The sequence below is a fragment of the Vogesella facilis genome, assembly GCF_042648525.1.
In the GTDB taxonomy this organism is placed as follows: Bacteria; Pseudomonadota; Gammaproteobacteria; order Burkholderiales; family Chromobacteriaceae; genus Vogesella; species Vogesella facilis.
Window position 1 is genome coordinate 96,924 of the sequence record NZ_JBHRXN010000011.1, and the last position, 13,988, is coordinate 110,911.

The 13,988-nt window shown below is 61.2% G+C and carries 15 protein-coding genes; 4 read left to right on the forward strand and 11 right to left on the reverse strand.

Annotated features, from left to right (window positions below; translation table 11 throughout):
* The first annotated feature begins 260 nt into the window (after positions 1–260).
* Together ACFOLG_RS05885 and ACFOLG_RS05890 are read left to right on the forward strand one after the other, a co-directional pair.
* Entirely contained in the window at positions 261–794 is a 534-nt protein-coding gene (locus ACFOLG_RS05885; protein ID WP_386089527.1) for a GspH/FimT family pseudopilin, read from the forward strand.
* Positions 794–1,213 (forward strand): hypothetical protein, encoded by a 420-nt coding sequence (locus ACFOLG_RS05890; protein ID WP_386089530.1) that lies wholly within the window; start codon positions 794–796, stop codon positions 1,211–1,213. The genes ACFOLG_RS05885 and ACFOLG_RS05890 overlap by 1 nt, the downstream gene beginning before the upstream one ends.
* Here the strand turns inward: ACFOLG_RS05890 and ACFOLG_RS05895 are convergent, their stop codons facing one another.
* From ACFOLG_RS05895 to ACFOLG_RS05930, 8 genes are all read right to left on the reverse strand, one after another.
* Complete coding sequence (locus ACFOLG_RS05895) at positions 1,214–1,591, reverse strand: type IV pilus assembly protein FimV (protein WP_386089532.1); 378 nt, start codon at positions 1,589–1,591, stop codon at positions 1,214–1,216.
* A gap of 82 nt (positions 1,592–1,673) precedes the next feature.
* Complete coding sequence (aroB, locus tag ACFOLG_RS05900; protein ID WP_386089535.1) at positions 1,674–2,762, reverse strand: 3-dehydroquinate synthase; 1,089 nt, start codon at positions 2,760–2,762, stop codon at positions 1,674–1,676.
* Between the two features lies 1 nt (position 2,763).
* On the reverse strand, positions 2,764–3,297 hold the full coding sequence (gene aroK, locus ACFOLG_RS05905) for a shikimate kinase AroK (protein WP_386089811.1): 534 nt from the start codon (positions 3,295–3,297) through the stop codon (positions 2,764–2,766).
* A 34-nt stretch (positions 3,298–3,331) separates the two neighbouring features.
* On the reverse strand, positions 3,332–5,440 hold the full coding sequence (pilQ, locus tag ACFOLG_RS05910; protein ID WP_386089537.1) for a type IV pilus secretin PilQ: 2,109 nt from the start codon (positions 5,438–5,440) through the stop codon (positions 3,332–3,334).
* Positions 5,437–5,958 carry a pilus assembly protein PilP gene (locus ACFOLG_RS05915; RefSeq protein ID WP_386089539.1) on the reverse strand — a complete coding sequence of 174 codons (522 nt, stop codon included), beginning with the start codon at positions 5,956–5,958 and terminating at the stop codon, positions 5,437–5,439. The genes pilQ and ACFOLG_RS05915 overlap by 4 nt, the downstream gene beginning before the upstream one ends.
* A 14-nt stretch (positions 5,959–5,972) precedes the next feature.
* Complete coding sequence (gene pilO, locus ACFOLG_RS05920) at positions 5,973–6,590, reverse strand: type IV pilus inner membrane component PilO (protein ID WP_386089542.1); 618 nt, start codon at positions 6,588–6,590, stop codon at positions 5,973–5,975.
* The gene (locus ACFOLG_RS05925; protein WP_386089544.1) at positions 6,587–7,162 is read right to left on the reverse strand and encodes a PilN domain-containing protein; all 576 of its coding nucleotides are present in this window, start codon (positions 7,160–7,162) and stop codon (positions 6,587–6,589) included. Before ACFOLG_RS05925 ends, pilO begins: the two co-directional genes overlap by 4 nt.
* Position 7,163: 1 nt before the next feature.
* Positions 7,164–8,249 carry a pilus assembly protein PilM gene (locus tag ACFOLG_RS05930; protein ID WP_386089547.1) on the reverse strand — a complete coding sequence of 362 codons (1,086 nt, stop codon included), beginning with the start codon at positions 8,247–8,249 and terminating at the stop codon, positions 7,164–7,166.
* Between the two features lie 168 nt (positions 8,250–8,417).
* Here ACFOLG_RS05930 and ACFOLG_RS05935 point away from each other — a divergent pair, with 168 nt between their 5' ends.
* Positions 8,418–10,790 carry a penicillin-binding protein 1A gene (locus tag ACFOLG_RS05935; RefSeq protein ID WP_386089549.1) on the forward strand — a complete coding sequence of 791 codons (2,373 nt, stop codon included), beginning with the start codon at positions 8,418–8,420 and terminating at the stop codon, positions 10,788–10,790.
* A gap of 53 nt (positions 10,791–10,843) precedes the next feature.
* Here ACFOLG_RS05935 and arsC read toward each other — a convergent pair whose 3' ends face one another.
* The gene (gene arsC / locus ACFOLG_RS05940; protein WP_386089552.1) at positions 10,844–11,188 is read right to left on the reverse strand and encodes an arsenate reductase (glutaredoxin); all 345 of its coding nucleotides are present in this window, start codon (positions 11,186–11,188) and stop codon (positions 10,844–10,846) included.
* A 140-nt stretch (positions 11,189–11,328) separates the two neighbouring features.
* Between arsC and ACFOLG_RS05945 the strand changes: the two genes are divergently transcribed.
* Positions 11,329–12,552, forward strand: coding sequence for a multidrug effflux MFS transporter (locus ACFOLG_RS05945; protein ID WP_386089554.1), 1,224 nt, complete (start codon positions 11,329–11,331; stop codon positions 12,550–12,552).
* A gap of 48 nt (positions 12,553–12,600) precedes the next feature.
* Here ACFOLG_RS05945 and ybaK read toward each other — a convergent pair whose 3' ends face one another.
* Together ybaK and ACFOLG_RS05955 are read right to left on the reverse strand one after the other, a co-directional pair.
* Positions 12,601–13,083, reverse strand: coding sequence for a Cys-tRNA(Pro) deacylase (gene ybaK / locus ACFOLG_RS05950; RefSeq protein ID WP_386089556.1), 483 nt, complete (start codon positions 13,081–13,083; stop codon positions 12,601–12,603).
* A 155-nt stretch (positions 13,084–13,238) separates the two neighbouring features.
* Entirely contained in the window at positions 13,239–13,868 is a 630-nt protein-coding gene (locus tag ACFOLG_RS05955; RefSeq protein ID WP_386089559.1) for a protein-methionine-sulfoxide reductase heme-binding subunit MsrQ, read from the reverse strand.
* Positions 13,869–13,988: the final 120 nt, after the last annotated feature.

Sequence of the window (13,988 nt, forward strand, 5' to 3'; positions counted from 1 at the left end):
CAGTTGGTGCGGTGCATGGTGCTGGCGGCCGGGCCTGCACCTGTGATCTGCCCGCTGTTGCGCAGCATGGTTACCTGCCTCGGCCAAGCTAGTCTTTGCGACCAGTGCAACTGGTCCGTTAACGGTGGTGGCCCGCTGCGCATTTCTTGTTCTAGTTCAAGCAATTGTCATTTATTGGCTTTACCTGCCGTCGTCTGCTTGCGCCCCCCCAAACTGCTTGCTAAATGTAAATGTCATTTGCATTTTTTGGGGGCTGAAGCATGGCACGACAACAGGCATTTACGCTGCTCGAAATGCTGGTAACGCTGGCGCTGCTGGCCATCGTCACCGCCTTTGTGGTTGCCGACTTGGGGCGGACGGCACGGCTGAATCGCTATCACGCGGTGCTGAACGGCATGGCGGTCAATGTCGCGCTGGCACGCTCCGAGGCCAGAATGCGGCGCCTGCCGGTACACGCCTGTGCGGCCAACTTGAAAAGCAATCTGGATGTGCAGGGCTGTCAGGCCCAGACGGCTACACCGGCACCCTATCGCTGGGAAGAAGGGCTGATGATTTTTTATGACAAGGTCGGTGGCCGCAGCGGCGTGTACGATTCCAAGGAGCTGCTGGCCGTGACGCCGATCGAGCCCGGCTTGCACTTGCTGCTGACGACATCACAGCGGATTGTCACTTTTAACCCTGATGGCATGATGCAGGCCAGCCAGGTGCGGTTCGAGTTTTCCGTGCCGCAAGACGGCTGGTGTCAGCGTTTGGTTATCTTCAAGACCGGTATCAGCCGACAGGGTGATTGCTGATGAAAGGGCGCGGCTTCAGCCTGCTTGAGCTTTGCCTGGGCCTGCTGCTCGCCAGCATCGTGCTGTCATGGGGCCTAGCCAGCTATCGGACGCATCTGCAGCAACAGGCGCTGCAGGCGGCGACGGTGCTGCTGAAACAGGATGCCGCCTATCTGGCGGAGTATTACGCGCGGTATCTGCGCTACAAGCAGACGGCATCCACTTGGCCGCCATTGCCGCACACGCGTTACCCCGAGTCCGGTACGGCACAGTACGACATCGCTTTTGGCAGCGTGGCGCGTAATACCGACAATGGTTACTACGTGTTGCGGGCGGTGGATGTCGCGGATCGGTTGCGGTATGTGGAGTTGACCCAGACGGGGATACTGAAATATTGCCAGACTACGGACGGCATTAGCGTGTGCCGCCTGCAGCCCTAATCAATGGCCGCGGAACAGCGGGTGATAGGGCGCCAGTTCCCGGCCTTCGGCGGCCACGATATGCCATACCGACAGGTGGGCGAGCCGGGGTTGCAGTTGTTGCGCAAGCTCGATGTAGGCCTGCACGTCTAGCAGGTAGGCATGGGTTTGCAGCAGCAGCAGCTGGGCAGCAAGGTTGTCCGGCTCCAGCTGCACGGTATAGAGCAGCACCTGCAATGCTTCCTTGCGTTTACCGTAGGAGAGGAACACCTCGGCCTCGGCCACCGGGTCAATGCCTCGTTCCTGCGGGGGCACAAAGCTGCGGCCAACCTTGAACAGTTGTACGAGGCGGTTAATGCCCTGCGACTTACCCAGTTTGGAGATCAGCTGTTTGCACATGGTCGGCTCCCGAATGTTGTCAGGAGATTGTCCGGCTTGTACTGGTTTGTCGCAATTCGTAGAAATGCGTACGCTGCGGCAATTATGCCTTGCTGATGAAGCGGCCGGTCAGGACTTGCTGCAGTACGTCTTGCGGCACGGTGGCCACCTGTGCCTGGCCAAGCGTCTGCAGCAGGACAAAACGAATTTCGCCGTCGCTTACTTTTTTGTCATGGCTCATCAGCTCCAGCCAGGTAGCCACGCCGAGGTCCGGGCTGATGGTCGGCAAGCCGGCTTGTTCCAAGATGGCTTTGACGCGCTGTACATCGGCTTCGCTCAGGTTGCCCAGCAGGCGTGAGGTTTCCGCGGCCAGCAGCATGCCGGCACCGACTGCCTCGCCATGCAGCCAGGTGCCAAAGCCCAGGCCGGCTTCAATGGCGTGGCCAAAGGTGTGACCCAGGTTCAGCAAGGCGCGGACACCGTGTTCCTTTTCATCCTGTGACACGATATCGGCTTTCATCGCACAGGAGGTCTGGACGGCATAGGACAGTGCCTGCTTGTCCTTGGCACGCAGCGCCTCCATGTTTTGTTCCAGCCAGCCAAGGAAGGCGAGATTGCCCAGCAGGCCATACTTGATGACTTCGGCCAGGCCGGCGGACAACTCGCGCTCTGGCAGCGAATCCAGCAGATCCATATCGGCAACTACCACCCTGGGCTGATAGAACACACCAATCATGTTCTTGCCCAGCGGGTGATTGATCGCGGTTTTCCCGCCCACCGACGAGTCTACCTGCGCCAGCAGGGTGGTTGGAATCTGGATGAATGGGGCGCCACGCTGGTAGCAAGCGGCGGCAAAACCGACCATGTCGCCGATCACGCCGCCGCCCAGGGCGATCAGGGTGGTGTTGCGCTCACAGCGGTGTTGCAGCAGGGCATCGAAAATCTGGTTCAGCGTTTCCCAGGTTTTGAAGTCTTCGCCGTCGGGCAAGACGATGGGAATGACGTTGATACCCTGGTTTTCTAGGGCCTGACGCAGGTTGGCAAGATACAGCGGCGCTACGGTGGTGTTACTGATCAGCGCGACCTTCTTGTGCTTGATGTGCGGCAGTAGCAGGTCCGCCCTGCCGAGCAGCTGTTGTCCGATGTGGATGGGGTAGCGGGTGTCCGGCAGAGTCAGATCAAGCGTAATCATGTCAGGGCTGTTGAGTGAGCAGGCGTTGTTCGAGACGCTGTACCAGCGTATTGACGTTCTGGCAGCTGGTGTCCATTACTACGTCGGCGATTTCCATGTAGAGCGGGTCGCGTTGTTGGTACAGCTGTTCGAGTTTGGCGCGAGGATTGGCGGTTTGCAGCAGCGGACGGCTTTTGTCGTGTTTGGTCCGCGCCAGAATGTCATCAATCTGTGCCCGCAGATAAATCACGGTGCCGTGGGCGGCCAGTACTTGGCGGTTTTCCGGCGCCAGAATGGCGCCGCCACCTGTCGCCAGCACGATGTCTTTCATCTGGCACAATTCGGCGATTATCTGCTTTTCGCGAGCGCGAAAGCGTTCTTCGCCTTCTATGTCGAAGATGGTGGTGATTTTAACGCCGGTGCGGCGCTCGATTTCATGGTCGGAGTCGTAAAAGGTTTTGCCGGCGTGGCGCGCAAGTGTGCGGCCAACCGTTGTTTTGCCGGCACCCATCAGCCCGACCAGAAAAAAATTGCCTGCCAGTTCCATGGCAGGCATTGTATCGGATTGCATTACAGCGTGTCTGTGCTAATTAGCGGGCAATCAGCTCGCTTTCCACGATACGCGGCGTAATGAAGACCAGCAATTCGCGACGGTTATTGATCACCGATTTGTTGCGGAACAAGGCGCCCAGAACCGGGATATCGCCAAGCAGCGGCACTTTGTTTTCGGTATTGCTGGTGTCCTGGGTATAAATGCCACCAATGACCACCGTGCCACCGTTCTCCACCCGGACCTCGGTAGTTACGGTTTTCTTGTCGATGGCCGGTTCGGTGCCAACCGAGACGGTATTGCTGACGCTGTCTTTGGACAGATTGAGCTTCAGCACAATATCCTCGTCCGGCGTTACCTGCGGCATTACGGTCAAGCTCAGCAGCGCCTCCTTGAAGCTGGTATTGATGGTGTTGGCAGTGCTGCTGGTATAGGGGATTTCGGTACCTTCGGAGATGGTGGCCGAGGTGCGGTCCGCCGTGAGGATACGCGGGCTGGACACAATCTTGCCTTGGCCTTCCTGTTGCATTGCAGAAAGCTCCAGCCCGATCAGCGTACTGGCACTCTTGTAGATAGCACCAATGCTGGCGCCGCTTAGCCCGGCAGGCAGGCTGACGTTGGGGCTGAACGAGATAGTGCCGCTGTCGTTGATGGTGCCGATCGAAGTGTCGCCGCCAATCTTGCTGATGCCCAGCCTTACCCCCAGATCGCGCTGGAAGTTATCCTTGGCCTCTACGATGCGGGCTTCGATCAACACTTGGCGCAGCGGCGTATCCAGGGTCTGGATCAGCTTGCGCAGTTCCTCGATCACGGAAACGCGGTCACGCACGATGATCTTGTTGGAGCGCGGATCAACCACCAAGCCTGTGAACTTCGCATTCTGTGCGGCGTTGGTGCCATCCACCAGATTGTCGGCGGTGATGCTCTCGCGGTAGACGCTGACCAGCTCTTTCAGCGCATCCTTGAACTCCTCAACCGCGCGGTACTTGATCTGGAAGGTTTCGGTGATCAGCGGCTCGGTGTTGACCTTCTGACGCTGCGCTTCGGCTGCCTGCTTCTCGGTGGCAATCAATTCGGCACGGGGCGCGATGCGGATCACATTGCCGGCCTGGCGTTTTTCCAGATTACGCTGCGCCAGAATGAGGTCCAGCGCCTGATCCCATGGCACGTCTTTCAGCCGCAGGGTAAGCGAGCCGGTCACCGTGTCGCTCACAATCACGTTCAGGCCGGTAAATTCGGCAATCACCTGCAGCAGCGAGCGTACCTCCACGTTCTGGAAGTTCAGCGACAGGCGCTCGCCCTTGTACGGACTCTTGCCCTGGGCCAGTAGTTGAGCGTCCATGTCTTCGGATGTGCGCTTCTGGATTTCTACCACCAGCCGGCGGTCTGTCTGATAGGAGGAGTAGCTCCAGTTGCCTTCGGACTGAATGGTGACCCGGCTGCCGCTGCCCTGGTTGATCGCTTCCACGCGCGAGGTAGGGGTGGCGAAGTCGGTGACGTCGAGACGGCGCTCCAGCGAACGGGGGACTTTGACGCCAGCCAGGTCAATCACGACATTCTTGCCTTCACGGCGGATGTCTACCGGGGTGTTGGCACTCGGCAGATCCAGCACGATGCGGGCGCCACCTTCATTGCCACGGCGGAAGTCCAGGTTGGCGAGCATGCCATTGGGTGCGATTGCCCCTGGTGCGGCCGCCACGACGGGCGGTTGAATTTCTGTCGGCGGCTCTGCGGCCAACGTTGGACTGCTGCCAACGCTAGGGGCATTGCCAGCCAGGGTGACCAGGACGCGATTTTGTTCCACCTTGCTGCTGTAGGAAGCGGGCTTGGTCAGCGACAGCACCAGGCGCGACTTGTCCTGTCCTTCTACCAGCGTGGCGCCACTGATCAGGCTGCTGTTGAGTGTCAGCTGGTTCTTCCCGGTTTGATTGCGCGTCGCCGGAAAGTCGAAAGCAATGCGCGGCGGGGAAGACAGGGCAAAGCTGCGTGGCGCCGGGGCGCCATCGGCAAAGCTGATGGCCAGCACTTGCTCATCCTGAGTGTTTTGGATGAGCTTGACGTCGGTAATGGTACTGGCTGCCCAGGCGGGAAGAGACAGGCCTGTGAGCAGCAGGGCCGAAGAAAGCAGCGTCAGCGTAATTCGTTTCATGGGGTTCTTCCTTGTTCCACCTGCAGGTAGAGGTGATTTTCCTGCTTGACCCACTCACCGTTAATGTCTTCTACCGTTTCATCCAGTCGCACGTCCGTTTCGCTGATGCTACGCACGATGCCGAAATTGGGTCCGAGAAAGCTGCCAACCTGAATGCGTTGAATGCCGACATCGGGGGTCCTGATCAGCGCGATGCGCCCCCGTTTCAGCGCGACGGTACCGACCAGTTTCAGCTTGTCCAGATCATAGTTTTCCAGCAGTTCTCTTGGCCGTTGCGTGTCCGGCAGGTTGTTGCGCGCGCTTTTCTTCGCAACCTGCAGGCGGTCTGTGTTGAACGGCGGAAGCAGGTTTTGGCCCTGGTATTCAAACGGCGTGTACGGCTGCATCGGCGGAATGGGCTCGATCGAGCCTTTGATGTTTTTGCCGGCATCGCGCATCCATTGCTCGATATCGTCATCCTGTCTATAGCCGCAGCCAGTCAGCAGTAATCCGAGCAGTAGCGTAATGATCAGTTTCATGATGGCGCTCTGACTCAGGGTTTGGGCGCAGCCGGGGCGGCTTCGCTCGGATCGATGGCGCGGTAGGTGCGGGCGGTGGCGTCCATGCCCAGGCGCGGCTCCACTGGCCCGCCAGCCAGCGGCGACAGGGTAATGTTGCCGATGGTCACGATGCGCGACAGCTTGCCGACATCGGTGGCAAAGGTGGCCAGGTCGTTGTAGCTGCCGGTCAGGCGAATCTGGATCGGCAATTCCGAGAGCTGGTCGTTACGGATTTCTGCGGCCGGGCGGAACAGATCGAATTGCAGGCCGCGGCCAACCCCAGCCTGGTTGATTTCCGTCAGTAGAGAGTCCATTTCGGCCTTGCTGGGCAATTGTTTCAGCATGGCATTGAAGGAGCGCTCGATTTCCGCCAGCTGCGCTTGCAGTGCCACCAGGTTGGCGACCTGCTGTTTCTTGCCGAGGAAGGTTTCTTTCAGCTGCTGCTCTTTGCTTTGCTCGCGGTCAATTTCATCCTGCATGTCGCTAAACAGTGCGTAGTAGGCAAGGCCAAAGACCAGTAGTGCCAGAAACACCATTGCGCCAACCTGTGCCTGCAGCGGCCAGTTGGGCATGTCCTTGAAGTCGAGCTGGCGAACTTCATCCAGTGTCATTTTTTCTCTCCCGGCTTCGTGCCCGGTGCTGCTGGCTGACGCAGGTTCACGTTGAGGCTAAAGCGGTTGGCCCGGATATTGTTTTCGACGGTGGCACTTACTTCGATGAGTACCGGCTCGGCAAAAACCTGCGAATTGCTCAGGTTGCGCATCAACAAGGACACTCTGGCGCTGGAGAGCGCCGAGCCGCCAAGGCTGATGGACTGGCCATTCTGGCTGAAATTGCGCAGGTAGACTCCTTCTGGAATCACGCGGATTAGCTCATCGAAGATGCGTACGGTCTGCCCGCGCTCGGACTGCAGTTTTTCGATCAGCGCCTGGCGGGTGAGCAGGGCCGAACGCTTCTGGCGGAGCTGCTCGATATCCTTGAGCTGCTCGTTGAGCTTGGCAATTTCCTGTTCCAGCCGTTGATTGCGAGCGATCTGGGCTTCTTTCCAGCTATCCAGCAGCAGGTAGGTGCCGGCCGTGATTGCCAGTATCGCGATGACGCTGCCCAGCAGAATGTGCTGGAAGCGTTTGCGATGGGCCGCTTTTTTCTGTTCGCGGTGCGGTAGCAGGTTGATGCGGATCATGTTAGTCAAATCTCCGCAGGCCGAGTCCGCAGGCAACCAGCAGGGCTGGCGCATCCAGCAGCAATTCCTTCAGGGGAATACGCGGAGCCTGGGTCATGGTAGTGAAGGGATTGGCGATCATAGTGCTGATCTGGGTGCGGGCCAGGACCGCATCATCCAGCCCCGGCAACATGCTGCAGCCGCCGGCCAGCAGGATGTAATCCACGCGCAGGTATTGCGATACGCTTACCGTGGTATAGAAGAACTGTAGTGCACGCTGGATTTCCTGCGACAGCGAATCGACAAAGGGGTGCAGCAGCTCGCTCTCGAAACTGTCCGGCAAGGTCATCGAGCGCTTGGCGACTTCGGCATCTTCGTAGCTGTAGCCGTAGCGGCGCTGGATATCGCGGGTGAGCTGGCTGCCGCCGAAAGCCTGTTCGCGGTAGTACAGTTGCTGCCCGTTACGGATGATGGAGCACTGGATCTTGCTGGCGCCAATATCAAACAGGGCAAAGGTCTGGTTCATGCCCTGATCCGGCAATTGCTGCTGGATCTGCTCGAACGCCGTCATCATGGCGAAGGCGTCGATGTCCACCATCTCCACCTTCAGCCCGGCCATTTCCGCTACCGCCACCCGCTCTTCGACTTTCTCCTTGCGCGCCGCGCAGATCATCACGTCCAGGTCGCCGGCGCTGTTCAGCGAGGGGCCGAGCACCTGGTAGTCGAGGTTGACCTCGGCAAGCGGGAAGGGGATGTACTGGTTGGCCTCGCGTTCGACCTGCACTTCCAGGTCGTCCTCGTCCGCGGCGGCGGGCACCAGGATTTTCTTGTAGATGGCCATGGAAGTGGGCAGGCTGACCGCGGCACGGCGCGTGCCGCTATCCAGCCGTTTCCAGGCTCGACTGATGGCGCCGGCAACCTCTTCCATGTTGTTGATGTTGCCATCGACGATGGCGTCCTTGGGCAACGGCTCAATGACATAGCGTTCCAGCTGGGGGGTGTGGCCGATGGCGCCAAACTCCACGATCTTGACCGCAGAGCTGCTCACGTCCACCCCAAGCAAGGAGTTCTGGGCGGGTTTCAGCCAGTTGCCCAGAACGTTTTGCATGCCGGCAAAGTCAAAACGACGTTTTTCTACTGCCATGTGCGTGTGGACGCCGGGTACCGGCGGCCAACCTCCCTTATCGCGGCGCTTGTTGCTTGCGCTCGTTGCAAATCATCGTGCGGCATTACCATACAGGTATAATGCGCCATCCCATTTATAGGCTAGAACATCATGCTCAAGCGTGTTGTGATCTTGATCGCGGGTTTTATTGCCGCGGCCAGCGTGTTGCTGGCCGGGCTGGTAGTTATCGCGATCATCGTGACGTATCCGCGCCTGCCCAGCCTGGACATCCTCACTGATTACCGTCCCAAAATGCCGCTGCGTGTTTACACCGCAGATAACGTATTGATTGGTGAGTTTGGCGAAGAGCGCCGCTCTTTTACCCGCATTCAAGATGTGCCGCAATACATGAAGCAGGCATTGCTGGCCGCCGAGGACGAGCGCTTTTACCAGCATGGCGGTATCGATTACCTGGGGGTAATGCGCGCTGCTGTTGGAAATATAGTATCAGGACGCACGCATTCGGGGGCAAGCACCATCACCATGCAGGTGGCCAAGAATTTCTTCCTGTCGAGTGAGCGCACCTTCACGCGCAAATTCAACGAAGCGCTATTGGCATTCAAGATTGAGCATACTTTATCGAAAGACCAGATTCTCGAGCTGTATATCAATCAGATTTACCTGGGACAGCGCGCTTACGGTTTTGCCGCCGCCGCGCAGGCTTATTATGGTAAGCCGTTGAATACGCTGAGCATTGCCGAAATGGCGATGCTGGCTGGCCTGCCCAAGGCACCGTCCACCTATAACCCGGTGGTCAACCCGGAGCGGGCGCACCTGCGGCAACTGTATGTTTTACGGCGCATGTACGAACTGCGCTTCATCTCCGCCGAGCAGTACGAGGCCGCCAAGACGGAAAAACTGGTGCTGGCGCGGCAGACGCTGGATAGCAGCCTGCCGGCGCAGTACGTGGCGGAAATGGTGCGTCAGGCGATGTACGGCCGTTACAAGGAAGCCGCCTATACCGAGGGTTACCGCGTGTTCACCACGCTGGACAGCCATCACCAGCAGTGGGCATTCGATTCGCTGCGCGCCGGGCTGATGGATTACGACCGCCGCCAGTCCTACCGCGGCCCGGAATCCTTCGTCGACCTGTCGGCCATCCCGCAGGAAGAGCTGGAGGAAACGCTGGACGAGACGCTGTCCGCCATTCGCGACAGCGGCAACCTGCAGCCGGCCATCGTGCTGGCGGCCAACCCGTCGCGGGTGCGGCTGTACCTGCGTGGCGGCAAGCGGGTGGACGTCACCGGCAGCGGCCTCAGCTTCGCCCGCTTCGCGCTGTCCGAGCGCGCCACGCCGGCGCAGCGCCTGCGCCCCGGCGCCCAGGTACGCGTGCAGCAGGATGCCAAGGGCAACTGGCAGATTACCCAGATGCCGGAAGTGGAAGGCGCCTTCGTGGCGATGGACCCGCGCAGCGGTGCCATCAAGGCGCTGGTCGGCGGCTTCGACTTCAACCGTCGCAGCTTCAACCACGTGACCCAGGCGCTACGCCAGCCGGGCTCTACCTTCAAGCCGTTTATCTACTCCGCGGCGCTGGACCGCGGTTTTACCCCGGCCACCTTCATCAATGACGCGCCGATCACCATCGACCCGCAGACCATCGGCGGCCAGAGCTGGGATCCGAAGAACGACGACGGCAAATATGCCGGCATGATCAGCATGCGCCGTGCGCTGGCGCTGTCGAAAAACCTGGTGTCGATCCGCATCATGATGGCCATCGGCCCGGACTTCGCCCAGCAGTACGCGCAGCGTTTCGGCTTCGATCCCAAGAACATCCCGGCCTACCTGACCATGGCGCTGGGCGCCGGCCAGGCGTCGCCGATGCAGATGGCGGAAGCCTACTCGGTGATCGCCAACGGCGGCTATCGCACCCGCGGCTACTTCATCGAGCGCATCGAGGATGCCAACGGCCGCCTGCTGGCGCGCACCGCGCCGGCGGTGGCCGGGCAGAACGCGCCGCAGGCGATCGACCCGCGCAACGCCTTCATCATCGGCAATATGCTGAAGGACGTGGTGCGCTACGGCACCGCCAACCGTGCCACCGCGCTGGGGCGCAGCGACATCGCCGGCAAGACCGGTACCACCAACGATTTCCGTGACGCCTGGTTCGCCGGCTTCAACCCGTCGCTGGTGGCGGTGACCTGGGTCGGCTTCGACCAGCCGCGCAGCCTGGGCCGCTATGGCTACGGCGGCACCGCGGCGCTGCCGATCTGGGTCAACTACATGGGCAATGCGCTGAAAGGCGTGCCGGATCTCGAACTGCCGCCGCCGCCGGGCGTGGTGGTGAAAGCCGGTGCCGGCCTGCGCGGCAACGACGAATACTTCTTGGAAGAATTCCAGAGCACCAATCCGGAACTGCGCATCAACAACCGCGGCAGTGTGCCGGGCAACGGCAACCACGCGCCGCAATCGTCGGACGCGACCGGCGATGAGCCGGCCACGCCGCCGCAGGATGCGGTGGAGAACGTCAAAGAGCAGTTGTTCTAGCCAATGACAAACGGCCCGGGAAACCGGGCCGTTTGCGTCTGGCGGGGCGGCGCTTACAGCAGCGCCAGCAGGTTTTCCGGCGGGCGGCCGATGGCGGCGGCGTTGGCGCCGACGGCGATCGGCCGCTCGATCAGCCGCGGGTGCGCCAGCATGGCGGCGATCAGCGCCTCTTCGCTCAGGCTGGCATCGGCCAGCCCCAGCGCCTGGTATTCCTCCTCCTTGCTGCGCAGCAGCGCGCGGGCCGGGATGCCCAGCAAGCTCAGGATCTGGCGCAGTTCGTCGGCGCTGGGCGGGGTTTTCAGGTACTCGATCACCTGCAGCTCGGCACCGCGTTCCTGCAGCAATTGCAGGCCTTCGCGCGATTTGGAGCAGCGGGGGTTATGGTAGTAGCGCAGCATGGTGGGGCCCTTTCCGGCATCGCATCCGTCATGTAGGACAGTCGACAAAAACGGCTGCCAACGCCTAATGTACAAAACGGCTAATTTGAAACCGCACAGTGTAGTGCGCGGCCAACCTTTTGAGAAAGCACCGTTATTCCATGGCTGATTCCGCCAACAAGCAGCAAGGCGCGCTGGCGCTGCTGCTGGCCGCCCTGGCCACCCTTGGGCCGTTTTCCATCGATACCTTCCTGCCGGCGATGAGCGACATTGGCCACGCGCTGGCGGCCTCGCCGCTGCAGATGCAGCAGGCGCTGTCGGTGTACCTGTTCTGCTATGGCCTGATGATGCTGTGGCATGGCGCCATTTCCGATGCCGTTGGCCGCCGGCCGGTAGTGCTGGTGACTTCCTTGCTGTTCGCGCTGGCCTCCATCGGCTGCATGCTGGCGCCCAATCTGGGCACGCTGCTGCTGTTCCGCGCGCTGCAGGGCCTGTGCGGCGGCGCCGGTCTGGTGGTGGGGCGGGCGATCATCCGCGACCGTTTCACCGGCCATGACGCGCAACGCATGATGTCGCAGGTCACCATGCTGTTCTCGCTGGCGCCGGCGGTGGCGCCGGTGATCGGCGGCTGGCTGTTCGGCGCCTTCGGTTGGCGCTCGATCTTCCTGTTCATGGCGCTGGTGGGGCTGGGGCTGTTCGTGGCCAGTTGGCGCCGCCTGCCGGAAACCCACCCGCCGGCGCAGCGTTCCTCGCTGCACCTGGGGCAGTTGACGGCGAACTATCTGGAAGTGGCGAAGAAGCACGATTTCCAGCTGCTGGCGCTGGCGGTCACCTTCAACTTTGCCGGCTTCTTCGTTTACATCCCTGCGGCGCCGGTGTTCCTGATGCAGCACCTGGGGCTGGGGCACAACGATTTTCTGTGGCTGTTCGGGCCGGCGGTGGGCGGCATCATGCTGGGGGCGTTCATTTCCGGGCGGCTGGCCGGGCGCTTTGCGGCGCGCGAGCAGGTGAGCCTCGGCTACGGGCTGATGTTCGCCGCCGCGGCGGCCAACCTGCTGCAGGCCTGGCTGCTGACGCCGAGCGTGCCGTGGGCGGTGCTGCCGCTGGGGCTGTACACCGTGGGCATGTCGGTGGCGGCGCCATCGATCACCATCGTGCTGATGGACCAGTTTCCGCACCTGCGCGGCACGGTGTCGTCGGTGCAGGGCTTCGTGCAGACCATGATGTCGACGCTGCTGGCCGGGGTGATCGCGCCGCTGGTGTGGGGCAGCGTGCTGAACATGGCGTACTGGATGGCGTTCTCGGTGGTGCTGGGCTTCGCGCTGCGCATGCGCTACCGCCGGCGCATGGATCGCCGCTTCCAGGCGATCGAGCTGGAGCAGTAATCAGGCTAGTGCAGTTATCCGACTGGCACAGTCAGCAGACTGCAGCCATCAGGCGCGCACGCTGACCAAGGTTGGCCGCAGCACGCGCTGCACTTCGGCCGGGCTTAGCCCGACCAGGAAGCCGCGCTTGCCGCCGTTGATGTAGATGCGCGGCAACTCGGCAATGCTGGCCTCCATGTACACCGGCATCGCGGCCCTGGTGCCGAACGGGCTGGTGCCGCCTACCTGGTAGCCGCTGTGGCGGTCGGCGGTTTTCGGGTCGCAGGGGCTGATCTTCTTGGCGCCGATCTGCTTGGCCAGCATGCCGGTACCCACCTCGCAGTCGCCGTGCATCAGCACGATCAGCGGCTTTTTCTGCTCGTCTTCCATGATCAGCGTCTTCACCACCGCGTGCTCGTCCACTCCCAGCTCGCGGGCGGAGACCGCGGTGCCGCCGCGTTCCTCGTACTTGTACAGGTGCTCGCTGTAGTCCACCTGCTGTTCGCGCAGTACGCGCACCGCCTGGGTTACCGGTGTCTTGTCCTTGGCCATTTTCGAAAAATTCCCGCTTTCGTCGCGATACTGCGTTACTCACGAAAAATCCCGGCTTACATATCGGCCAGGGATTTTTCATTCGCGCCTTGTCTTGCCTGGCAACCGGGCTTTTTCGAGCTACCCGGTCATCTGCCGCACAATCAAGGCGGCGCTCATTGTACGCGGCGCGGCCAACGTTGCCACAGCCGCCAGGCCAGCAGCACGGCGAGGATGGCGGCATACAGCATGGGCTGGCTGATGTCGCGCTTCACCAGCCACCAGTAATGCAGCACGCCGCAGACCGCCAGCGGGTAGACCAGCCGGTGCAGCCGGCCCCAGTTGCGCTTCAGCCGCCGCATCCAGCCGTCGGTGGAGGTGACGGCCAGCGGCAGCATCAGCAGCATGGCGGTCATGCCCACGGTGATGAACGGCCGCTTGAGGATGTCGTGGCCGATGGCGCGCCAGTCGAAGAACTGGTCCAGCCACAAATAGCTCGTCAGGTGCAGCACGCCGTAGAAGAAGGCGTACAGCCCCAGCATGCGCCGCAGCCGTTGCAGCCAGCCGGGGGCGCCCAGCCAGCGCAGCGGCGACACCGCCAGCGTCAGCAGCAGAAAGCGCAGTGTCCACACCCCCAGCGCGCGGGTCAGGTATTCGATGGGGTTCACCGCCGTGCCGCTGATCACCACCTCGGCGATCTGCGCCAGTGGCAGCAGGCACAGCAGGAACACCACGCCCTTGAACCAGGACAGCTGGCGCGGCGACGGGCGGGCAAGGTTGGCCGCAAGGGTAGTATTCATAGTCATGTCAGAACCTGTTTACGATCTCGCGAGCTAGCGCGAGACAAGGCGAGAATGGCTGAGGAAGCGGAGTTTACGAACAGTAAATGAGCATTTCGAAGACGTTATCAACGCCGTATCGCCGAA